Below are 22,648 nucleotides of genomic sequence, written 5' to 3'. Positions count from 1 at the left end.
GATGGCATTATAGATATTTCCAGAGTACCAGCCAAGCTCAAAGAAAGAAAGAATCCCTCCAGCCACATAAATATTTTTATTGAAGGATTCAACTGCACCCAATATAAAAACTCCGTTCAGCAAAAAAGCAACAAGGCTGTCAAGCCTTCTCCCTGTGTAAAGCTGTCCGGCTCCCGGAATTAGAGCAGAAAGAGTTCCTGCCAAAACAGGGGATTTGCCTGGAAGCCTTTCTGCCTCTTTTGAGCCCTGAATCAGCCTGTCAGCTAATGTTTTGTATCTGCTTCTTTCCTCAACCCTGCTAAAAACTTCTGAGGCTTTATTCCATTCATGGTGTTCAAGATAGAGCGTCCCAAGACTGATTTTTGCTTTATTGCCGGCTTCGTCTTTCGGGTATTTTTCATTGATTAAATCAAATATTTTTTTTGAATTTTCCTTATCACCTTTTTTAAGATAACCTTCGCCCATTTTTTGAAGCGTATCTTTTACAAGCGGCGATTCAGGGTGTTTTTCATTAAAATCCTCGAAGCTTTTTATTGCCTCATCCCATTTTTCAGCCTGAAAATAGCAATTCCCTATCTGATACACTGCAGTTTCTGCAAGCTGGTTTTCAGGATAATATGATATGAAACGCTTGTATTCTGTTATGGCGCGGTAGTATTCAGCTTCCCTGAAAAGTGATTCTGCAAACTGAAAAAGTTTTTCAGGGAATTCTGCTGTTTCACTAAAAGAGCAGTTGGCTGTGGAGAAGAAAAAAACTACAAGAAGAGCAAGAGTAAAAGCTGTCATTGAAGAGTCTCTACTTGTTCCACCAGAAGTCGTTGTTTTCAACAGGGTCATAAACAAGGTAAATTCCTTTTTTTTCTATAATTGGTCCTGACTGCAATTCTTCTGCTTCGTGCATAAGCCGGTCAGCAGTCATTACAAAACCGACCAGTCCTCCGTATTTTCTCAGTGCAAGGACGCTATACTGCGAACAACTTGGATACATAGAGCATCTGCTCCCAATAACAGGAGATATGGCATACTGATAAAATTTTACAGCTGAAGCAAGAGAATATTTTATAGGACTTCTGAAAAAATTAACAAAGTTACTTTCATCAGAAGATTCAATTCCTGTTGTCTTTTGTGGGAATACAGTGTTGTCCCAGGGCTCTTTTAAAAGTTCCTGAGCAGAATACGAAACTATTGGTATAAGGCTTAAGAAAAAAGATATTACTAAAATTTTATACGCTTTTGGGAAACTGTAGAAAGAGGTCTTTAGACCTGTTAATAACAGACCTAAAGGTCTGTTTCTACAGATTGCTATTAGATTCAATTTAGCCTCTGAGCCTTGGGATTATTTTACAAATTCATTTTCTCTGCAATCTTTAAATCTTCAAGAGTATTTATATTAAGAAAGATATTTCCTTCAGGGTCAAATTTCCTGCATATCTTTTCAGAAATATATTCTACTTTTACCATATCGAAGAAATCAAGGATTTTAAAATTATCCTCATCTATAAGTTTTTTTATATGGGGAATGCAGGCTTTTGAATAGATTGCATGAAGGGGCTGCAGCCCTTTTTCAGTTTTTGGGATTAACAGGTCGTAATCCGGTTTCTTTCCAAGCATGAATTTAATTAATTCCACGTTTATAAAAGGCATATCACAGGCAAAAAAGAAGCTGTGGCTTGTTTTTGACTCCACAAGTCCGGTATAAACACCGCCAAGCGAGCCTTTGTTTGGTATGATATCAAATAGCTTTTTTATCTGAATATCCTGGTAGCTGTTCCGAGGGGTGGTTATTAAAAAAACTTCAGGAAAAACTTCTGACAGCTTTTTTATTATGATGTCTATTAATCTTTCTCCTCCTATCTTTATAAGAGCCTTGTTGTGCCCGAACCTCTTGCTCTGTCCTCCAGCAAGGAGGAAACAGGAAATGTTTTGAGAATGTTTTGACATTTATTACCTAAGTTCAAATAACAAAATTCAAATGTCAAATGAATGTCAAAACCAGAATAATATAAGTTTTAATTATTTGGATTTTTTTATTTAATTTGAACTTTGAGCTTTGTTATTTGAAATTTTTACACCTACTTATCCTTAAACCTTATTTCCAAGCTAACATGTTTTCCGTTGCTGGTTCCTTTAAGCCCTTTAAGCATTCCGCTGATAGTCCCTTTGAAAAACTCCTGAATAAAGGGTTTTAGAGGAATTTCTTTGCCATCAATTTTTAAAAAAACCTCCTCTGTGTTAGTGCTTGGCTTTAAAAATTTATCTTCAATAAAATCTACAATCCCTTTCACGTCATCAAGCCAGAACTGAGGAACATTCCTGTCAAACTTCATATCTGAAACTATTGCGGCAAGCGCATCATCATCCTTGCAGAGAAGTTCCTTGTGCATTCCTTTTCTGAAAATTTCAATTTTAGGATAATTCTGACTTTTGTATCCTTCAGTGAGGACCAAATCTATTCCGTCACAATATTTTGCACGGATTTCATTTAAGCTTGTCTCTTCCTGTGTTTTACCTATCACTGCAAACTTTGTTGGCGAGGAGATTATTGCTTTTGCTGAGCCTGCTTTAGCGTGGCGCCAGCTATCCTTTCCTTCCACATCAATATCAAAATCATTGTGTGAATGGTGCTTGACAGTTGCAACTTTATAACCCCTTCTTAAAATCTCCGGCAGGAGTTTTTCTATTAATGTAGTTTTTCCTGAATCAGATTTTCCTACTATTGAGATAATTGGTGGCAACACTAAATTCTCCTTTATAAGGAAAAATTCTAAGCACTAAGCACGAAATTCTAAACAAATCCAAAATTCTAAATTTAAATGTTCAAAACTATTTTGGTAATACTGTTTAGAATTTTGGATTTTGGTCATTTGAAATTGTTTAGAAATTAGAAATTAGAATTTTATAGTTTAAATCCTTTCATCAAGCAATATAACTTTAGTCTTTTCTCCTTTTTTCAGAATTGTTGAGTCTTCCGGGATTATTGCAATACTGTTTGCAAGCATCATGGATGTCAGCATTCCAGAGCCCTGAGGTCCTGTAGTTTTGAAGAAATATTGCCCATCCTTAAAAGAAGCTATTGCCCTTACAAAGTGCCTTCTTCCGGGCTTTTTCTTTATATCCTCCAGAGACTCTGCAACCACTTCCTTTCTGAATAAATCACTTCTTCCCTGCATTTTAAAAATTGAAGGCCTTACAAAAAGCTCAAAGCAGAGCATAGATGCAGCGGGATTGCCCGGCAGTCCGAAAACTAGTTTTCCTTTAATACTTCCAAAGGCTAATGGTTTTCCAGGTTTCATTGCAACCTTCCAGAACTTCATTTCCATTCCAAGGTCATTAAGAACAGTTTTGACAAAATCATAATCGCCAACTGAAATTCCTCCTGAGGTTATGATGATGTCAGAACTTAAAGATGAGAGAAGTTTTTTCTGAAGGTCATCTTTGGTATCTTTTGCAATTCCGAGGTGTACCGGTATTGCTCCTGCATCTTTAACCTGTGCTTCAAGAGAGTAGCTGTTGCTGTTCACGATTTTCCCTCTTGTTATGGGCTCGTCAATATCAACAAGTTCATCTCCGGTTGAAAGAACAGCAACCCTCGGTTTCTGAAACACCTGCACTCTTGATTTCTGAATACTTGCCATTATGCCTATATCTGCAGGAGTTAAGATTTTCCCTTCCTTAATAAGTAAATCTCCTGTATTTATATCTTCACCACGGGGTCTTACATTTTCTTTTCCAATAACAGGGCTCAATATCCTGACATACTCACCATCTCTCAGGGTTTCTTCATCCATCACCACAGCATCAGCGCCAAGCGGTATAGGTGCGCCTGTCATAATCCTTATTGTTTCACCGCTTTTTATTTGTTTATCAGATACTTTGCCTGCAGGCAAATCTTCCAGAACTTTAAGTCTTACAGGATTTTTCTTTGATGCGGGTCTGGTATCGCTTGATATAACTACATAGCCATCCATTGCTGAATTATCCCATGGAGGGATTGTAAGGTGTGAATAAACATTTTCAGCAATAACTCTTCCTAAGGAGTTTAGAAGGTTTACTTCTTCTTTACCAAGAATATTTATGCTTCTTAATATGATATCGCGTGCTTCTTCTACAGGTATCATTGTAAAGTTAGAAAATTAAAAAACATAAATCTTTCTAAAACATTTTTTCAAGAATTAGTCAACTTCAAAGAGTTAGGGGAATAAATCAAAAAAATGACTTGACAAAAAAATACAAATAAATTATTTTGAGACTGAGTCTCAATTTTAATTTATAACAAATGGAACACAAAAAAGCTATTTCAAAAAATGGTGAAGAGATACCAGCTATAATACTCGTTGGCAATCCGAATGTTGGCAAGAGCGTTATATTTGGACTTTTGACAGGAAAATATGTAACCGTATCCAATTATCCGGGTACAACGGTAGAAGTAACAGAAGGAGTTTTAGAGATATTTCTGCCAAAACCCGGGAAGAATCCATCCAAAATCAGACTAATTGACAGCCCCGGAGTAAATAGCCTGATGCCCCGTTCAGAAGATGAAAGAGTTACAAGGGACCTTCTTTTAACTGAAAATCCTGTTGGTGTAATTCAGGTGGCTGATTCAAAGAACCTGAAGAGGTCACTTTTAATTACTTTTCAGCTTGTTGAGATGGGGTTTCCATTAACATTAGTTTTAAATATCTATGATGAGGCAACAGATAGGGGAATAGAAATTGACACTAAAATACTTTCAGAGATTTTGGGAATAAAAGTAATTCCAGCAATTGCAACAGAAAGAAGGGGGATTCCTGAACTGAAGGCAGGGCTCAATGATTTCAAGAAACCATCTTTTAATTTTACATATAACGAACGCATAGAAGAAGCAGTTAAACAGATAGGCAAATTCATTCCTGATATATCAGTTTCAAAAAGGTCTTTGTCTCTTATGCTGGTGGCTGAAGATGAGAATCTTTTTGAATATCTTAAAAAGATAAAACCAAATTTGGCAACAGATTTAATCAGAGGGATTGTTGATAATACGAAATCATATTTCAGAGAGCCGTTAAACTTTGTAATTTTCAAGGAGAAACAACAGAAGATAAATGAGATATTTGAAAAATGCGTTAAAGTTGAGGGAAAGAAGCCAAAGGCATGGAAAGAAAAAGCCAGCAATTTATGTATGCATCCTTTCTGGGGATTTCCAATACTGTTGATGGTATTGCTTTTAATGTATGAACTTGTTGGAATAGTTGGCGCAGGTATTGTGGTTAATTTTCTCGAAGGGGTTATTTTCGGGCAATACATAAATCCAGCAGTAATAAAGATATTAAACAAAGCAATCCCTTTTGGGCTGATAAATGAGCTTCTTGTCGGAGAATACGGGCTGATAACTGTTGGGATTAAGTATTCTGTTGCAATCGTGTTTCCAATAGTTGGATTCTTTTTTATCTTTTTTGGAATTCTGGAAGATTCAGGCTATTTGCCAAGGCTTACAGTAATGTCAAATAAAATTTTTAAAAAAATAGGGCTTCAGGGAAGAGCAGTGCTTCCAATGGTTCTTGGGCTTGGCTGTGGTGCGATGGCTGTTCTTACAACAAGAATTCTTGATACAAGAAGAGAGAGGATAATTGCAACCCTTCTTTTAGCCCTTGGAATTCCCTGCTCTGCACAGCTTGGTGTAGTACTTGGGATGCTTGGAAGCATGTCATCAAAGGCACTGCTTATAGTTATTGTTACAGTTTTACTGCAACTTTTAATTGTAGGGTATCTGGCTGCAAAGGTACTTCCGGGGAAATCATCAGATTTTTTAAGCGAGATTCCTCCTCTGAGAGTTCCAAAGATTTATAATATTCTGGTAAAAACGTATTACAGGGTCAAGTGGTTTATGAAAGAGGCTGTTCCTCTTTTTTTGCTCGGAACTTTTGTACTTTTCTCTTTCAGCAAATTAGGAATTCTCAAGATAGTAGAGCGGGGAATAAGTCCTGTAGTCCATGGGATTTTAGGGCTTCCAGAAAAGTCTGCTGAGGCTTTTATTGTTGGATTCCTGCGCAGGGACTATGGGGTTGCAGGGCTTTTCAAGCTTGCTGAAAAGGGATATCTTGACCTTCATCAGGTAACAGTTGCAATTGCTGTGATGATACTTTTTGTTCCTTGTCTTGCAAATTTCTTTGTGATAATCAAAGAACAGGGTATGAAAAGAGCTATGCTTATGACTCTTTTTATTTTTTCTTATGCAATCCTGATAGGAGGGTTGCTCAATCTGTTCTTACAATATGTACCGCTTGTGTGAGATTGTTGAAGAAGTCCGGAGTTAAATATAAACCAAATTCAAAACTCAGAAGTCAAAAACCAAAACCACAGATTAAAAGTTAAAATTTTTGAATAACAACATTGAATTCCTGAACCTTACTGTAGAATATTGCAAGGAGAAAACATTATGATTACATCCCAAAACCGTGAGGAGGCATTGCAGTTGATAGGTGTTCTTGCTGATGAGGGAGAGGTTAAGGTTGATAAGGTTAAAAAATCTCTCGGAGAAGATATTATACATGATTTAATTACAAATCTTATTGAAAGCGAGATGATTACAGTTGATTCTGAAAACAGGATAACCCTGACAGATAAAGGGAAAAAAGAGGCAATGCTGGTAATAAGAAGGCACAGATTGGCTGAAAGGCTTCTTTTTGATGTTCTTGATATGCAGGATAATGAAGTAGCTGAATCGCAGGCATGTGATTTTGAGCATATATTGAATAACGAAGTTGCAGACAGTATCTGTACCCTTCTTGGTCATCCAAGGTTTTGTCCTGACGGAAAGCCGATACCTCCGGGAATGTGTTGCGGGGAAAAGAGAGATAGTTTAGAAAGCGTTTTCGTTTCACTGGAATCCTTAAAGGCAGGCGAGGAGGGGAAGATTTCTTATATGTGTACCTCAGAGCACGGTCGCCTTGATAAGCTTACATCAATGGGATTATTTCCGGGAACGATTGTAAAAGTGCATCAGAGGCAGCCGAGTTTTGTTATAGTTTTTGAAGAAACAACCCTTGCCATGGATTATGAGATTGCAAGGGATATTTATGTAAAGAAAATTTAGATTAAAGACTATTTTTTTTCTTTGGAAGATTGATTTTCTTCAGGAAGTTCTTTACTGTTTTTTTCTCCGCTTTCATCTTCCTGTCCTTTTATAATGTACCTTTCTTCAAACCAATGTCCTAAGTCAACCAGCTTGCATCGTTCTGAACAAAAAGGACGAAAAAGATTATTTTTGAATTTAACCTGCTTGTCACATGTCGGGCATTTCATATTCAAGCTATCAGCTTAATAAGTTAATAAAAATTCAGTTATCAGCCAACTATCTTATTTTTTATAAAAAAAATTATAGTTTGTCAATCATAGTGAAGAGTTGTTGAGGAATTTAAAAAATTAGCAACTCCTGCTGTCAATAAAATCACGCTAAATTTTTAAATTTGTCACTTTTTAGAGAAAAACTGCTTTAAAACCATTAACTTTTTTAAAATAATTATTAATAAAAACAATAACTTCAATGAATTTTAAAATAGACAATTTTCTGGCACGAAAATTGCATAAACGATTGTTTATGTTGTTAGACCAACAAAAGAAAAATAATTCAAAAAAGGTGGATAAAATTTGAAAGGTGTTTTTAGATGAAAAAAGAAGGTTCTGTAAAATTTTACTACTCAATTTCTTTCAAGATTACCTTAGTTGTTGTAACAATTCTGATTTTTGCCACATCAATCGGGACATATATTGAATATAAAAGAGAGAAAAATTACTCTTTTAATGACTACATAACACAAACTGAAAGAATTGCCCTGGGTGTTTCAAACGCAGCAAGCTTTCTGATTATAAATAATAAAATTCCATCTTTACAAACAATGGTGGAACACACAACAAGGAACGAGAGATGCAGCTCCTGCCACAGTGTCATGAAGAATGAGAGCAAGTTTCTTGCTAATTTCAAAGATATCCCGGAATCCTTATTGGAAGTTTTTGTGATATCAGAGGATTTTAGAATAGTTGCATCATCCCAGAATAATTTAAATGGGGAAAAAATAGAATCTTTTTTGCAGAATAAGAAATGGAAGCATGAAAAAGTTTTTAGAAAAATTAAGAAGGCAATGCTCAATGGAAACTTTAGTAGTGGAATAGATGATGAGGATTTATGTTATGAGGTGATTGTTCCATTCAAGAGAGATAAGGAAAACAAAGATATTACTGGTTTAGTGTTTGTTTCAAATGACCTCAAAAGGCTTAAGCAACACCTCTTTATTAATTTTTTAGAAACCATTGCAGGCTTTGTTTTACTCTCATCTTTTATAGGAGGATGCCTTTTTGTAGCATTGAGGAAAATCATAACAGAGCCTATCAGAAAACTTACTCAGTCCGCTAAAATATTTGAGAAAGGAGAAAAATCTGAACGTTTATGTGTAAAGAAAAATGATGAACTCGGGTTCCTATGCCATACATTTAATGAAATGACAGAAAATATTGCTCAGAGGGAAAGTGAGCTTTTGAAACATAATAAAATGGTTACTTCTCTTTCCGAAATATTAAGCGTTGTAAGCATTTCTTTGAACCTTCAGGAAATATTAGACACATCCCTTAAGAAGGTTTTAGTGGTTTTAGAAATTGATGCTGGCGGAATTTTTTTGTTTGATGAACCAACATATAGCCTCGTGCTTAAATCTTCCTGTGGTCTTTCAGAGGAATTTATAAACGCGGTTATAACTCTCAAGGCTGATGACGGGCTTGTAGGGAAAGCCTTTACCACAGGGGAAACAATAGCACTTGAAGAAATAAGAAATATTCCCCGTTTAAACATTGAAGCAGTAAAAAGCGAGGGGTTAAAATCAGGCGCCTATATTCCTTTGAAGTCAAAGGAGGATAAAGTATTAGGGGTTATGGCTATTGGGAGTAAATATCATAAAAAATTCAGACAAGATGAAATTACCCTTCTTGGTTCAATCGGAAGACTGATAGGAATTGGTGTTGAGAATGGATTGCTCTATGAAAATTCAAAGAAAAAAGCAAAACAGATTGAGATGGCAAATAAACTCGGAAAATTTATCAGCGAAACACATAATATTGATGAAATTGTGCAGATAATTGCTAAAAGAATTCCGGAAGTAATTCCCTCAGAATTTGGAGGAATTCATTTGTTTGATATTTCAAAGAAACAGGTTGATATTTTATATTTCTTTAAAGATAAATTTGTTATTTTAAAAAAACCCGTAATTGCTCCGATTGAAGGAACTGCATTTGAGCAATGTATAACAACAAGAAAGACTCTCTTGCGCAAAGACCTTAAAGAAGAAGCCCAGTTTTTTGGAGAGAAGATAGTGCTTGAAAGGTTTGGTGTCAGGTCGATGCTGACAAACGCTTTAACTTCAAAGGATGAGATTATTGGGTTTATCTCAATAGGCAGACAAGAACCCAATTCGTATAGAGAAGAAGATGCAGAACTTTTTGAAATTATAAGCAGAGAGGTCAGTGTTTCAATTCACAATGCTAAACTCTTTGAGAATATCCTCAGGGCAAAAAACGAATGGGAAAATACCTTTGATTCGATGTTTGATATGGTTTCGATACATGACAAGGAGTTTAATATATCGAGGGCAAACAGGTTCTTAGCATTTAAACTAAACATGAAGCCTAAAGATTTGATTGGGAAGAAATGTTACGAGATTTTTAACTGTGGCGCTGAATTTCAGAAGAATTGTCCACATGCAGAAAGCATGAGCACCGGGAGATATTGTGAAAAAGAGATTGAAGGGAAGGGCTTTCTCGATGGGAATCTGTTTTTTGTTTCAACTACACCGCTTTTTGACTCTAGAGGCAACATAACAGGCTCCATCCATGTTATGAAGGATATTACGCAGAAGAAGGCTGCCGAGAGAAAGATTATCGAATCAAACGAAACATTGAAAAATACATTGCAGAGACTGGAAATCACTCAGGAACAGCTCCTTCAGGCTGATAAATTGGCAGCAGTGGGACAGCTTGTTTCAGGTGTTGCTCACGAGCTAAATAACCCTCTTACAAGTGTAATAGGGTATTCCCAGTTGTTGATGAGAAAGGCAAAAGAAGAATCATTGAAGAGCGATGCTGAAAAGGTTTTTAATGAAGCCAACCGTGCAGCAAAGATTGTAGGGAACCTGTTAACCTTTGCAAGACAGAAAAAACCCGAGAAAACCTATGTTGATATTAATGAAGCATATAAAAATACCATGAGACTGAGAGCCTATGAAATGAAGGTATCAAATATAGCGGTTATAGAGGAACTTGACCCCACTCTTCCAAAAACTATGGCTGATTTTAATCAGCTTCAACAGGCATTTTTAAATATTGTAATAAATTCAGAACAGGTAATGATTGAGGCTAATAATGGCGGAAGACTTATTGTGAAGACAGAAGTCATTAAAACTCAAGAGTCAGACGCAGAGAAAAAATTTATCCGTATATCTTTTAAAGATAACGGAACAGGGATACCTAGGGAGAATTTAAAAAGTGTATTTGACCCATTTTTTACTACCAAGCCTGTTGGGAAAGGGACAGGGCTTGGATTGAGTCTGAGCTACGGAATAGTTAAAGAACATGCCGGAAAGATTTATGCAAAGAACAATGAAGATAAAGGGGTAACATTTTTTATTGAGCTTCCTGTAATTCAAGGGGCAGATAAACATGATGCTGTTGAAAAAATAGAAAAAGCTAATTCAGCCGGATGTAAAAAAATTCTTGTTGTTGATGATGAAGAGATGATAAGGGCTTTGCTTAAAGAGGCGCTGGAGAGTGCCGGGCACAAAGTTGACCTTGCAGGGAATGGAAACGATGCAATTCATAAAATCAAGAGAAAAAGCTATGATTTAATAGTTTCAGACATTAAGATGCCTTCTTTAGACGGGAAGGAACTGTACAATCTGGTTAAAATTGAAAACCCATTAATTGCAAAAAATATTATCTTTATTACCGGAGACACAGTTAATCCCAATACAATATCATTCTTAGAGAAGACAGGTAATATTTTTCTGGAAAAACCCTTCCAGACAAAAAATTTAATTAAAGCTGTTGAGGAGGTTCTAACAAGAAATGTCCACTAATAAAAAAGAAAAAATTCTTGTTGTTGATGATGAAGAGAATATCAGGAAGCTGATTTCAGAACACTTGAAACACCACGGGTATTACTGCTCAACCGCTGTAAACGGGAAGGAGGCTCTGGAAAAACTTGAAAATGAAAACGTTGAACTGGTACTTTCTGATATTAAAATGCCTGTTGTGGACGGCATTGAGCTTCTAAAACGGGTTATCTCTGAATACAGAGATATAGCAGTAGTTATGGTGGCTTCTTCATTTGATACAGACTCTGCAATAGAAGCAATGAGAATAGGAGCTTATGACTATATAACAAAACCGTTTTATCTTGATAGTTTGCTTTTAAGCGTTGAAAGGGCGCTTGAAAGAAGAAGATTGATAATAGAGAACAGGGAGTATCATCACAATTTAGAACTCAGAGTAGAAGAGCAGACAAGAGAGATAAGGAATATATTTCTGAATGCAATAGAAGCTCTGGCACAAGCCCTTGAAGTAAAGGATTCATATACCAAAGGTCATTCAAAGAGAGTTACAGGTATTGCCCTTATAATAGGCAAGGAGATGGGTATAGACAATAAAGAGTTGGATAAACTGAAGCTTTCCGGTATTCTTCATGATATTGGAAAGATAGGAGTAAAAGAAGCAATACTTAATAAACCAACAAGACTGACAAAGGAGGAATATCAGAGCGTAATGATACACCCTGAAACCGGAGCAAGAATTTTAGATTTTCTGATAAAAGATAAAGAAATAATAAATACAATAAAGCATCATCACGAGTTTTATAATGGCAAGGGATTTCCTGACGGCTTAAAGGGCGATGAGATTCCTTTTTTTGCAAGAATTTTAGCAGTTGCTGACGCATTTGACGCAATGACATCAACGAGGCCATACAGGGATGCCATTTCTTTTGGATATGCATATGATGAGCTTGAAAAGTATAAAGGGATTCAATTTGACCCTCAAATCGTTGATGTAGTATTAAAGTGCAAAAAAGTAATTGAAATGGTAATAACGGAAGAGAGAGAATCTGTTCTGTTGGCAGTGGACTATTAAGGCTTACCCCTCCCCCTTTAAAAAGCTTCAATTCTGGAAATGCAGGTTCAATACAGCATGTTAAAATCTAATTCCCTGGTCTGAGACAAGGCTGCTTAAACTTATCTATATTGCTGAATTGATAGTCTCTGCAAGGATTTCTGCTGTTTTTGAAGCGACTTTTGAGCAGTGTTCTTTGTGGGCTGCGCTTTTCCATTCAATGTCTTTTGTAATTTCAAAGCATGAGGTAGTTGCAAATGTTTCCCTGAATTTGTCGTGAAATGCTTTAGCGATGGGATATATTTTATCCACTTTTTCATTTGGAGTATTTCTTCCAAAAATGGCACCAATCACAATTACCCCTCCATTTAAGGCACCACACAGATTCTTTGCTGCCCCGATTCCTCCTCCCATGGCAGTTGCAACTTTTACATCAAGATTCAGTTTCAGCGCATCATTAAAAGCTGAGAGTACGGCTTCTGCACAGTTATAACCTGACTGGTAATTTTTAGAGGTTAAAGCAGATAATGCTGTTGGGTCTAATTTATTCATAAGAAATTTTCCCTCTTTCTTCTAATAATTATTTTGGCGGGGTTAAGAAACCCCGCCTATCAATGGGAGAGACATTCCTGTCCCGCAAATCTTTTAATTTTACCTAACATTGTCTTCAAAAATATGTCAAGGAGATTTCTATTGACTTTTTTAAATGCAATAAATAATAAATTAAGTAGGATGTTTAAAATATCTAACTTCAAGGAGAAGTTTATATGAAAGAAATTAATACAGTTCTTGTTGTTGATGATGATGAGGTTGCAAGGGAGACAATATCCAATTCTCTTGAAGATACCTCGTATGGGATTGATACAGCAAATGATGGTCACGAAGCATTAGAAAAATTAGCTAAAAATGAATACGCAGCGGTGGTTTGTGATATCAAGATGCCGGGGATTGATGGTCTGACAGTGCTTCGCAGGGCAAGAAAAACAAGAAATATTCCTTTTATCTTTGTGACAGGCTATCCCGGAGATGCTGATGAAAACCAGATTGTAAATGAGCTGAGACCATTCGGTTTTTTAAGCAAGCCTTTTGATCATAAGGAGCTTATTCTATTGGTTAAAAATGCTGTAGACCATTATAATCTGACTAAGAAAAGAGAGGCATTTTTAAAGGAATTAGAAAAGGAAGGAGATGAAAGGATAAGGAAATATACGGAAAGGTTGAAATACATTATATAGCTTTTAGAAAAATCCCTATTCACTTCCTTCTAAAAATTAAATTTGGCATCTGACACTGTATCAATAAAAGTCTCACAGCCCTATAAGGGGAGAAAAGGAATATTAATTTTTTCTCTTTCTCTCCTTTTTATACTTTCCCGCCTGATTCCTTTATTCCTTAATTTTGAGCCGTTCATAATGGAAGAGGAAAGGTATAATGGCACAATAGCCCTTGAAGTTCTGAACGGTCTAAAAATGCCACTCTTTTATTATCAGCACCAGCCTTATGCACCTGGCGCAATGGTTGTTGGCTTGCTGTCAACTCCTTTTTTTTTAATCTTTGGTTCCTCCTACATCTCTCTGAAAATAACAGCTTTGATTCTTTCATTTGGAGGTTTTATCCTATGGTATATTTTTCTTGATAAATTTTTTAATTCAAGAATTGCCATAATCGCTTCTTTATTGTTTATTATAACACCACCAAATAATCTCAAATTTTCCCTTCTTTCTCTGGGGAACCACTATGAGATAAATTTTTTTACGATAGCAAGCCTCTTTCTCTTTTATAATATCTTCTTTTCTGATAACATTTCTTCTAAGGATAAAGCTATAAAGCAATCCCCCATTACCCCCCTTTGTAAAAGGGGGGATGGGGGGATTTTTGAGAATTCTTCGGTTACTGAGGTTGCTCACAATGACAGCAAAGGACAATCTGATGGAGTGAAATTTTTCTTTCTCGGACTTATATGCGGGTTTGCCTGCTATTTTGCTCTGACTTTTTTTGCAACCTTTTTAACAATTTTCATCTTCTGGTTTATCTTTGATAAAAAGCTTTTTTTTAAAAAGTCATTTTTAATTTTTGTTGTTGGGTTCCTGACTGGTTTCAGCCCATGGATTTATAATACAATCTCTTTTAAGCTCGGGAGTTTTGATTTTCATGGCAAGCCAATATATCTGATTGAGAGTGGAGAAGCCTTTGCTACCAAATTATTCAGGATGGTAGTGACAGGAATACCGTTTTCATTTGGTTTTGAGGGTATTAAAGGGACTACATTTGATGCATATCTCTATTACTTAATAGCTCTTGTTTCATTTATTTTTATACTAAAAGCAAATAGAAAATATTTAAAAAAATTATTTTTCGGAATATTCCCGCTCAAAAGGTTTAAAACCTTTCCTCAGGAAATTTCAAATGAAGTAGTTTTGCTTGTTTTCCCTATTTTCTATTGTTTACTCTTTACTGTATCTGAATTTGAAGTTTCTAAAAAGGTTTTATCAGAGGCTTATATTCTTACATTTTATGACAAATTTTTTTATTTATCTTTCAGGTATTTTACGCCTCTCTTCCCCTTTGTTTTTGCAACTATAGCTTTGTTTCTTGATAGCCTCTGGGGTTCTGAAAGGCAGAAAGTACTCAAAAAAGGTTTAAGTATTTTTATTTTGTTAATAGCTCTTTCCCTTTGTGGTTTGAGCTATCTTAAACTTGTCAGTCCTGTAGATTTTGGGAAAGTTTTTCTTTACAGCGGTTCTGACTATTTCATTATGGGAGAAAAATTTGCTGAAAGATACAGGGAGGAGCCTTTGGAAGGTTTTAAATTGATAGAGAGACTTCATGACCAGTATAAAATCGTTGCTTTGCGGGGGTTTGGTTCATATTTTGGAAGGGATATAGACATATTACCTTGGTTTTTTGATAAAATTAAAAATTTAGATGAAAAATTGAAACTTCCTCTTTATCAGGGAGCTGCTAATGGAATGCGCCATTCTTTAACTCTTGACGAAATAAATTTTAATCTTCTGCAAAGAGAGGATAGTAAGATTGTAGAGTTATCAGGATTAATAGAAAAAGCAGATGAAAAATATAAAAATTTATTTTGTATGGAACTTGGAAGTCTTTTAAGAAGATATGTTAAACTTAAAACAGATGATGAGATAAATAAATCTTTAAGATTGCTAAATCACTTTAGCAATGATTATCAGCCAAAATTTGAGGATTTAGAAATTGAATACTCAGGAAAAGATATTAATTCTTTAGTTGAACGGATAGATAAGCTCCCGGAAAAATACAGAGGAGATTTCTATAAGGCTTTGGGGAAATGTATGGCTTGGCTTTTATGGGAGTCTGCGGGTAGTTTTGAAGCGACAGTTAAAATAATCCCTGAGAAATACAGAAGTTATTTATATGAAGGGGCTGGCACTTTTGCCGGCAGTTTTTTCATTAATGATATAAACAGAGCAATTAAAATTATTCAGAGCTTGGATATAACTTATCGATTCTATCTTTATCATGCACTGGGAGAAGCTTTATTTTGGAAATACGGGTCTAATTTTAATAAAGCAGTTGGTTGCATTGAATCCATTGATAAAGAAGGCAGAAGATATTGCTATGAAGGACTTGGAAGCGGAATCGGGTATATGCTATGGTGGGACCCAGAAAGGATTGATGGATTATTAAATAAAATTGAAAAAACTTATAAGGTTTTTTGTAAAGAAGGAATCAGAAAACGGATTGAAGAAGATTTCCTTCTTTCAAAACAAAATTATTATTATTATTTTCATTTAAAAATAAAGTACTAAATCTATTAATAATTTTTAATAAATTCAAGAAAGCAAACCTATTTTAAAGCTTAGATATGACAGAAACACAAAAGATAAAATGGTATGAGTTTATAAAGGGAACTGTTGTTGTCTTTCTGATCACAGTCGCTTATTTTTCTTTTCTCCAGGTATGGATGGGCGACCAGTTCAGACGCCTGGTCTATGAAACTGCATTGCTTGTATGGCCACAATTTGCTGCGAGTCCTGCCTATGTTTTTCTCACAATATTAACATTTTTAATTATCCTCTATCTATGGGAAAAAGATTACTTCCGGAAGATTGATGACTTCTCCTTTCTTCTGGTTTCTTTGGGCTTAGTTTTCTGTTTCAATATCTTTCTTGCTTCAACGAATAATGGTTTTATATATGCCATTTCACACCCCTTCCTTTCCACTCCCTACGAATATTATGCAGATCTCCCAAAAATCAATGGGCTTAGGAGCTTCATAAGAGATTATGTCGATATGATGCCGAATCTTTCCCATCATGCAAATACCCATCCTCCGGGTGGAGATGTTTTTCTGCATGTAATCGAGCGGACCTTTGGCAAAGGGGTCCTCAGGGCATCATTGATATCAATACTTGTTACTAACTTAAGCTTAATCCCCTTTTATTTAACGGCAAAACTGTTTCTGGATAGATTGCTCGCACGATTAGCAGTCTTGTTGTGGATATTGACTCCTAACATAGCTATCTACAGTGCTACATGCATGGATGGTGTTTTAATGTTTTTCCTTTTATGGCCATTTTATTTTTTTTTCAAATTTCTAATCCAGAATAAGAACATGCTTTTATTGGCTATAGCAAACGGGATCGCTCTTTCAATTGCAATGTTTATGACCTTCTCTGCAACTTATCAGGGCCTTTTTTTCATCATAATGACCGGCACGTTGCTATATAAGAAAGACGAAAGCTGGAAGAGAGTGCTATTTTTTATAACTATCTCAGGCCTTATTTTCTGTGCAATCTATGCCTTAGCCTTTTATCTTGCTGGCTATAATATATTAGACTGCCTTGACCGGGCAAGAGACAAGGATATGATGAGTTATGGTTCACCTCTGCGGGAATGGAGAATTTATCTCCTATCGAGGACCTCAAACTTTGTTGGGTTTTTTTTCTTCAGCGGATTTGCTACCTCATGGCTCTGGTTCAAATATCTTTTTAAAAAAGAAGGAGCAAAAGGTAATAGTAATAAAATGCTTAGATACTGTATCTATGCCTTTATCATAACTCTTTTAGAAATGAACCTTGGCGGATTATATTTCTTTGAGACTGGCAGGGTATGGATGTTTCTCGCCCTTTTCATGATTTTACCTGTAATAGAACTTCTTAATTATTTTTCTAAAATTAGCTCTCAAAATCACTTTGACATCCAGTTATTATCCTTAACCTTTATCCAGACTTTTATTTTTGAAATAATTTTTTATACGACATGGTAATTTCTGATTATCCGGATAAATTAATTTATATCTTTTCAAGGCAATAGATACAATATAGGAAATTTTTTTTGTAATCAGAGTGATAAAAATAATATAATAATAATTTACTATTAAATGGACTTGAGCAAACAGTAAAGAGGCTGTAATTTGTCAAAACGTGCTATCAATAATCAATCAGTAAAATATTTAGGATTATTTATTATTGTTGCTCTCTACTTTTCCCTTTGCCACACAGCAAGATATCAGGCTTTCATGGATGAATTTTTTGAGTATGGGAGCGGTATGAAATTGTTTAAGCACGGACATTTCTCTGAAAGTTTTTTTAACCACGGAATTGTAAATCCAATTATTACAGAAATCTGTGCAAGTATTTCAGGGAGCGGGATGAGTTTTTTTGTGGCAAGGTATTGCCAGCTTATTATGGGAGCAATATCGCTTGTTGCAACATTTTATCTCGCATTGATGTTTTTCCCTTTAAAAGTTGCAATTATTTCTTCTCTTTTTTTCCTTATATCTCCATACTTTAATGTTTCTTCTCACAGAATACTTTCAGAGAACCCTGTGTTGCTTACTTTCCTTTTATCATTAATTTATTTAATAAAAAACTCCAGGTCCGGAAAGAGCAGATATCTAATCTGTGCAGGCATATTTTATGCGTTATCAATCGCATCAAAGTTTTATATGTTAATTTATTTCCCTCTTTTCCTGGTTCTTTCAGCCAGTGAAAAAACGATGAAAAGAGAAGTTAGATATTTTTATCTTAATATAGTTCTTCTGACATATCTTTTCTGGCTTGCTGTAAGGCTTTTAAAGACAGGGATTTATTTGATTGTACCTATTCTTTTAATTATTCTGTCGTTTGTTTATTTAATCAAAAGAAAGGAAGATTTTTCAAATTATATTAAAAATATTTTTCAGGATAATGATATTATTAAAAATATCACTGTGTTCTTTTTTTCCACACTATTTTCATTTATCATTATATTCCCGCATATTATTTTTCATTTTAAAAACTTCTTAAAAACATTTTTTATGATAGAAATAACCAAGGAAACACTTGGTGAAGGAGTGCTTCAGTTTTCACCGGGAGTTAAAATGTTTCCATTATCCGGATATGTTTACTATCTAAAAGAGATATACGGTTTTGGTTTATCTCATTATCTTGTTATTTTATTACTCCCGGGACTACTTTATTTTACATTTAAAGCCTTTAAAAGTAATGAACTCCTTGAATATAAAAAAGCATGGGATTTTATAGCTCTTCCAGCCATATTTGGATTTCTTGTCATAGGAATCTGGAAGGTCTGGTATGTGCGATATATGCTCCATCTTTTTCCGCTATTTTCCATTATAGGTGCTTTACTCCTGAGTGATGTTTTTGATTATGTGAAGAGTATTGCTGATAATTTTAAGAATAGTTTTAGGATTTTGAGTATGTTTTTTTATGTAGCTGCATCTTTGCTGTTTATAGTTTTATTTGTGAAGGAATATCTGTATGTCTATAGCCTTAACAAGATACGTGCCGCTGATAACGGGTTTTTCCTGATGGCTGAAAAGCTTTCAAAGGCTTCAATTCCTGGTGAAAAAATAGGATTTAAATACTGGCAGGCTTATTCATTGGATTCTAAGCTTTATGGCAGACCTTACGGTTCTTATCCTCTTCTTATGTATCCTATTAATGAGAATGTAATATTAGAAGAGGTTGGTTCGAATGAAAAATTAAATGATAATGATTATGATATAATTGTTACGACTTCTCCGGAAGTTGGGGAACTTATTCTTATTGATACTGCTAGCAGCGAGAGAAAGGTTATAGAAAATATTGGGAAATATATTTTTGGTTTCGACATTGTGATTGAAAGAAGAAAAAATTCAGACCCTGCTGGTATTGAAAAAATAATCCATCGTTACAGCCGTGAAGGCGGTGGTTACCCAATGAATTTCTGGATTTATCGTAATCTTAAATAGTAGGGTCTTTTTGCTAACCAGATACTTGTTATGTTAAATAAAAAAAAATCAAGGTATTTAACTTTATGTGTTATTGCTGTAGCCTTCCTTTTATTCAGATTGCTCGTTTTATTTTCAGATATCAAGATCAGCGATATGTATGAAGAACGCCCGATGGGCTTTCTTGCCTATAATCTTATTAATAAAGAAATTGAGCTTCCTTTCTTTTTCTATCTATATACTTCAAATCATGGAGGTCATTTAATATCAGCGATTCTGGCTGTTCCTTTTTTTTACACTTTTGGAACTTCTCTTATTTCGCTAAAGCTTCTTCCTCTTTGTTTTTTCTCACTTGGAACATTAATGCTATGGTTTCTTTTTTTAGATACTTATTTTAATAGAAAAGCAGCGGTATGCTTTTCATGCTTATATATTTTATCTCCTCCTTATTTCACCCTTAACAATATGATTTCGTGGGCTTTGCATATAGAGATTAACCTATTTATTATTGGTACAATTTTTCTTTTTTACAAAATTTTATTGAGAAATAACTCTATGGAAGAAAAGACACTTACACGTTTATATGTGAAAATTACTTTTTTGGGCATTTTGTTAGGATTTGGAATGTTTTATGGTTATACCTCTCTTATTACTTTAATCTCATGTTTTATTATATGGCATGTCAGTGATAAAAATAGTTTTCCTAAGTTTGGGTATGTAGCTTTTTCTGCCGGCATTATTGTTGGTCTTTTTCCAATGATTCTCTATCTTCTGTCCGCAAAGCATGTTAATCTTTATCTATACAACAAGCCTTATATACCTGCTAACACACTTTTATTTCTAATCAAGAAATTTATTAGGTTGATAATATTAGGTATTCCTGAGTCTTTCCAATTCATGGGGATTCTGCTGAGAAAGGATATTAGTATCTTCTCTGCTGTTTACCATATAATAACTTTACTGTCTTTTCTGGTATTGGTTTATAAAAATAAAGCATTTATTAAGAAATTCTTATTGGCTCTTTTGCCATTTAAAAAATTTAAAATTGAACCATCATCTGTTTCTAAAGAAATTATTTTGATAATATTTACTATTGTATTTCTCTTGATTCTTACAGTAAGCGAATTTGGAGCTCCTAATTTTGTTCGAGGAACAAACCAGGTATATAAATCTTTAAATTATTACAGATATCTTCTTCCTTTGTTTCCTTTCCTGTTTGCTGTTATTTCTGTTGCGTTCGATAAAATTATTTTCAAAGATAGAAAAAAAATACAAACTTTTATAGGAGTATCAGTTATAGTATTTCTTTGCCTTATTGGGTTATACAGTAATCTTGCTTTTATATCTTTAAATAAAAACTTTGCAAGCGGACTGGTTCATAAAGGATACTGGGTTGAACCTTATATTAGAAGATTTATTTTTCCAAATAAAGACTTTGATAAAATCGCTGCAAAATTAAATAATTTTAAAGAAGAGTATAAGCCATTGGGAGCAGAAGATTTTGGGATAAAGACTGTATTGGATGTAAATCATAATAATATTTTCCAAGTTAATAAAGTGGCAGAAAAAATTGAAAAGGACTGCAGAAAATATTTTTATTACGGAGCCTTCAGGGAGATAGCAAGTTTTTATATTTCAAAAAATAGGGCAAGCCTTGAAAAGATTTTTAGCTTTATAAACAAGGTCCCGCAAGAGTACAAGCCTTTTTGCTATGAAGCTCTTGGATGTATGGCAAGGATTAAGTCCAAACCGCGCAATACAGAGTTGTCAGACATTTTTCTGAAAAATATTGATGATGATTTCAAGACTTATTTCTATTTTGGATTTGGATACTCTCTTGTTAGTTTAAACCCATTCTATTACCAGATAAATGGAGTCAAAAAGGAATATATAAAAGATATTCCCCTTGAACACAGGAAATATTGTTATGAAGGAATTGGCAAAGGAATCGGGGATTCTTTAAACGGGGTCAGACTGAATTTGTTTCAGTTAGAAGAGATAAATCCAAAATTAAGAAAGTATTATTTTAAAGAGCTTGATAACTATGCGGACAAATCATTTTACTGGATGAGCGGGCTTGAAAAAGAATTCAGAGGCAGTGCTTATAAGGGTTTTGGAGAAGCAATTGGAGAAGTATTTAAAAGCAGTACCATTGGGGACTATCTTTCTAACAGAATACCCGGAGAATATGAAGCTTTTTATTTTGAAGGATTAAAAAAGGGAAATATTCTGATTCAAAATAAAGAAAAACGGATTCTTGTAATTGCACCACATCCTGATGATGAAGCTCTGGGATGTGCAAAGGTAATTTCAGATGCAGTAGAAAAAGGATATCCGGCCAAGCTTCTCCTCATGACTAACGGAGATCGCTTATTTTTTATTGACAAAAAGAAAATGTATGACTTTGACCATAATGGATATATTGATTATGTAGATTACGGTTATATAAGACAACAAGAGACAATAAAAGCTATGGGGAAACTAGGTCTTGAACGTAATAATATCATTTTTTTAGGCTATCCAGATGGTAATTTATGGAGGCTTTATAATTGTGAATATGACAGGGTCTATTATGACATAAAAAAGCCTTTTAAAATGTCTCCTGTGATAACTTGCGGGAATACAAGTTTTTCCCCTTACAGAAACGCTTATCACTCATTGGCTTATTCTGACGAGCGAACATTGTATTCAAGGGATTATGTTATAAATGACTTAAAAGAAATTTTTGAAGCTTTTAGACCTACGGATATATTTGTTACTTCTGAGTTTGATACTCATCATGACCATCAGGCAGTTCCTCTTTTCGTGAGAAATGCTCTGAAGGATCTCAAAAATTTGAACAAGGAGTTTGCTTTTCGAATTAAAACCCACAGGTACTTAATCCATCTTGCTGGCAAAAACAATTACCCCGATCCGGATAATCTAAGGCTTGGAGTAAGAGATGATAAAAATTGCAATCGCATAAAGTGGGAAGATACAATAACAAAGTATCCTCCTAATGGTTTTATCCCATTAAGCTCTGAGTTTAAAAAACTTAAATATGAAGTAATAGGTTGTTATTTAACTCAAAACCCAAATACTGTATCAAAAGTTCAACATCCTTGCATTAAAGAAACAAAATATTCATGGATGCAACTCTTTGTAAAAGATAGAGAGGAGTGGTGGGACCTTCCGACAGATTTTAATGTCCCCCTTTCCCAGCTCGACCTGTTGGGTAAAAGGGACAGAATTATATTTTCTATTAAAAATTTTTTAAGAGCTTTAAAACTACAGGGGAAAAGATTTCTCTTCAACGAGCGTATAAATCCGCAAATTGTAACATCCTAA

15 protein-coding genes and 2 pseudogenes (2 of these 17 only partly in view) are annotated in these 22,648 nt (G+C 34.7%); 10 read left to right on the top strand and 7 right to left on the bottom strand.

Features of this window, described 5'->3' with window-relative positions; translation table 11 throughout:
• A pseudogene (locus A3H37_10905) lies at positions 1–13 on the top strand (hypothetical protein) (it extends 824 nt beyond the left edge of the window).
• Here A3H37_10905 and A3H37_10900 read toward each other — a convergent pair.
• The 5 genes and pseudogenes from A3H37_10900 to A3H37_10880 all read right to left on the bottom strand — a co-directional run.
• A pseudogene (locus tag A3H37_10900) lies at positions 1–786 on the bottom strand (hypothetical protein); it reaches 51 nt to the left of the window's first position. The pseudogenes A3H37_10905 and A3H37_10900 sit on opposite strands and share 64 nt — an antisense overlap.
• 10 nt (positions 787–796) lie before the next feature.
• The gene (locus A3H37_10895; GenBank protein ID OGL51043.1) at positions 797–1,063 is read right to left on the bottom strand and encodes a hypothetical protein; all 267 of its coding nucleotides are present in this window, start codon (positions 1,061–1,063) and stop codon (positions 797–799) included.
• 278 nt (positions 1,064–1,341) lie between these two features.
• Positions 1,342–1,941: a hypothetical protein gene (locus A3H37_10890; protein ID OGL50978.1), complete on the bottom strand. Its 600-nt coding sequence runs from the start codon at positions 1,939–1,941 to the stop codon at positions 1,342–1,344.
• A 131-nt stretch (positions 1,942–2,072) separates the two neighbouring features.
• The gene (locus A3H37_10885; GenBank protein ID OGL50977.1) at positions 2,073–2,735 is read right to left on the bottom strand and encodes a molybdopterin-guanine dinucleotide biosynthesis protein B; all 663 of its coding nucleotides are present in this window, start codon (positions 2,733–2,735) and stop codon (positions 2,073–2,075) included.
• A 168-nt stretch (positions 2,736–2,903) separates the two neighbouring features.
• Positions 2,904–4,118: a hypothetical protein gene (locus A3H37_10880; GenBank protein OGL50976.1), complete on the bottom strand. Its 1,215-nt coding sequence runs from the start codon at positions 4,116–4,118 to the stop codon at positions 2,904–2,906.
• Between the two features lie 158 nt (positions 4,119–4,276).
• Here A3H37_10880 and A3H37_10875 point away from each other — a divergent pair, with 158 nt between their 5' ends.
• Positions 4,277–6,268 (top strand): ferrous iron transport protein B, encoded by a 1,992-nt coding sequence (locus A3H37_10875; GenBank protein OGL50975.1) that lies wholly within the window; start codon positions 4,277–4,279, stop codon positions 6,266–6,268.
• Positions 6,269–6,415: 147 nt separating this feature from the next.
• Positions 6,416–7,072 carry a hypothetical protein gene (locus A3H37_10870; protein OGL50974.1) on the top strand — a complete coding sequence of 219 codons (657 nt, stop codon included), beginning with the start codon at positions 6,416–6,418 and terminating at the stop codon, positions 7,070–7,072.
• An 8-nt stretch (positions 7,073–7,080) separates the two neighbouring features.
• On the opposite strand, the gene A3H37_10865 is transcribed toward A3H37_10870, so the two are convergent.
• The gene (locus tag A3H37_10865; GenBank protein ID OGL50973.1) at positions 7,081–7,281 is read right to left on the bottom strand and encodes a hypothetical protein; all 201 of its coding nucleotides are present in this window, start codon (positions 7,279–7,281) and stop codon (positions 7,081–7,083) included.
• 362 nt (positions 7,282–7,643) lie between these two features.
• Here A3H37_10865 and A3H37_10860 point away from each other — a divergent pair, with 362 nt between their 5' ends.
• Together A3H37_10860 and A3H37_10855 are read left to right on the top strand one after the other, a co-directional pair.
• Positions 7,644–11,096: a hypothetical protein gene (locus A3H37_10860; GenBank protein ID OGL50972.1), complete on the top strand. Its 3,453-nt coding sequence runs from the start codon at positions 7,644–7,646 to the stop codon at positions 11,094–11,096.
• Positions 11,086–12,144 carry a hypothetical protein gene (locus A3H37_10855; GenBank protein ID OGL50971.1) on the top strand — a complete coding sequence of 353 codons (1,059 nt, stop codon included), beginning with the start codon at positions 11,086–11,088 and terminating at the stop codon, positions 12,142–12,144. The genes A3H37_10860 and A3H37_10855 overlap by 11 nt, the downstream gene beginning before the upstream one ends.
• Positions 12,145–12,249: 105 nt before the next feature.
• Here A3H37_10855 and A3H37_10850 read toward each other — a convergent pair whose 3' ends face one another.
• Positions 12,250–12,675: a hypothetical protein gene (locus A3H37_10850; GenBank protein OGL50970.1), complete on the bottom strand. Its 426-nt coding sequence runs from the start codon at positions 12,673–12,675 to the stop codon at positions 12,250–12,252.
• A gap of 215 nt (positions 12,676–12,890) precedes the next feature.
• On the opposite strand from A3H37_10850, the gene A3H37_10845 reads away from it, so the two are divergent.
• The 5 genes from A3H37_10845 to A3H37_10825 all read left to right on the top strand — a co-directional run bounded on the left by A3H37_10845 (position 12,891) and on the right by A3H37_10825 (position 22,648).
• Positions 12,891–13,358 (top strand): hypothetical protein, encoded by a 468-nt coding sequence (locus A3H37_10845; protein ID OGL50969.1) that lies wholly within the window; start codon positions 12,891–12,893, stop codon positions 13,356–13,358.
• Positions 13,359–13,400: 42 nt separating this feature from the next.
• Positions 13,401–15,914, top strand: coding sequence for a hypothetical protein (locus A3H37_10840; GenBank protein OGL50968.1), 2,514 nt, complete (start codon positions 13,401–13,403; stop codon positions 15,912–15,914).
• 56 nt (positions 15,915–15,970) lie between these two features.
• Entirely contained in the window at positions 15,971–17,374 is a 1,404-nt protein-coding gene (locus A3H37_10835) for a hypothetical protein (GenBank protein ID OGL50967.1), read from the top strand.
• A gap of 147 nt (positions 17,375–17,521) precedes the next feature.
• A complete protein-coding gene (locus tag A3H37_10830) occupies positions 17,522–19,342 on the top strand; it encodes a hypothetical protein (protein ID OGL50966.1) in 1,821 nt (606 codons plus the stop codon).
• A 30-nt stretch (positions 19,343–19,372) separates the two neighbouring features.
• Entirely contained in the window at positions 19,373–22,648 is a 3,276-nt protein-coding gene (locus A3H37_10825; GenBank protein OGL50965.1) for a hypothetical protein, read from the top strand.

The organism is Candidatus Schekmanbacteria bacterium RIFCSPLOWO2_02_FULL_38_14, from assembly GCA_001790855.1.
In the GTDB taxonomy this organism is placed as follows: domain Bacteria; phylum Schekmanbacteria; class GWA2-38-11; order GWA2-38-11; family GWA2-38-11; genus 2-02-FULL-38-14-A.
This window is presented reverse-complemented; position numbering and strand designations above follow the sequence as displayed.

Coding starts and splice junctions, on each gene's coding strand:
- A3H37_10870 (OGL50974.1), top strand. CDS start 6,416: ATGATTACATCCCAAAACCGTGAGGAGGCATTGCAGTTGATAGGTGTT.
- A3H37_10825 (OGL50965.1), top strand. CDS start 19,373: ATGTTAAATAAAAAAAAATCAAGGTATTTAACTTTATGTGTTATTGCT.
- A3H37_10875 (OGL50975.1), top strand. CDS start 4,277: ATGGAACACAAAAAAGCTATTTCAAAAAATGGTGAAGAGATACCAGCT.
- A3H37_10880 (OGL50976.1), bottom strand. CDS start 4,118: ATGATACCTGTAGAAGAAGCACGCGATATCATATTAAGAAGCATAAAT.
- A3H37_10855 (OGL50971.1), top strand. CDS start 11,086: ATGTCCACTAATAAAAAAGAAAAAATTCTTGTTGTTGATGATGAAGAG.
- A3H37_10865 (OGL50973.1), bottom strand. CDS start 7,281: ATGAAATGCCCGACATGTGACAAGCAGGTTAAATTCAAAAATAATCTT.
- A3H37_10860 (OGL50972.1), top strand. CDS start 7,644: ATGAAAAAAGAAGGTTCTGTAAAATTTTACTACTCAATTTCTTTCAAG.
- A3H37_10845 (OGL50969.1), top strand. CDS start 12,891: ATGAAAGAAATTAATACAGTTCTTGTTGTTGATGATGATGAGGTTGCA.
- A3H37_10835 (OGL50967.1), top strand. CDS start 15,971: ATGACAGAAACACAAAAGATAAAATGGTATGAGTTTATAAAGGGAACT.
- A3H37_10890 (OGL50978.1), bottom strand. CDS start 1,941: ATGTCAAAACATTCTCAAAACATTTCCTGTTTCCTCCTTGCTGGAGGA.
- A3H37_10850 (OGL50970.1), bottom strand. CDS start 12,675: ATGAATAAATTAGACCCAACAGCATTATCTGCTTTAACCTCTAAAAAT.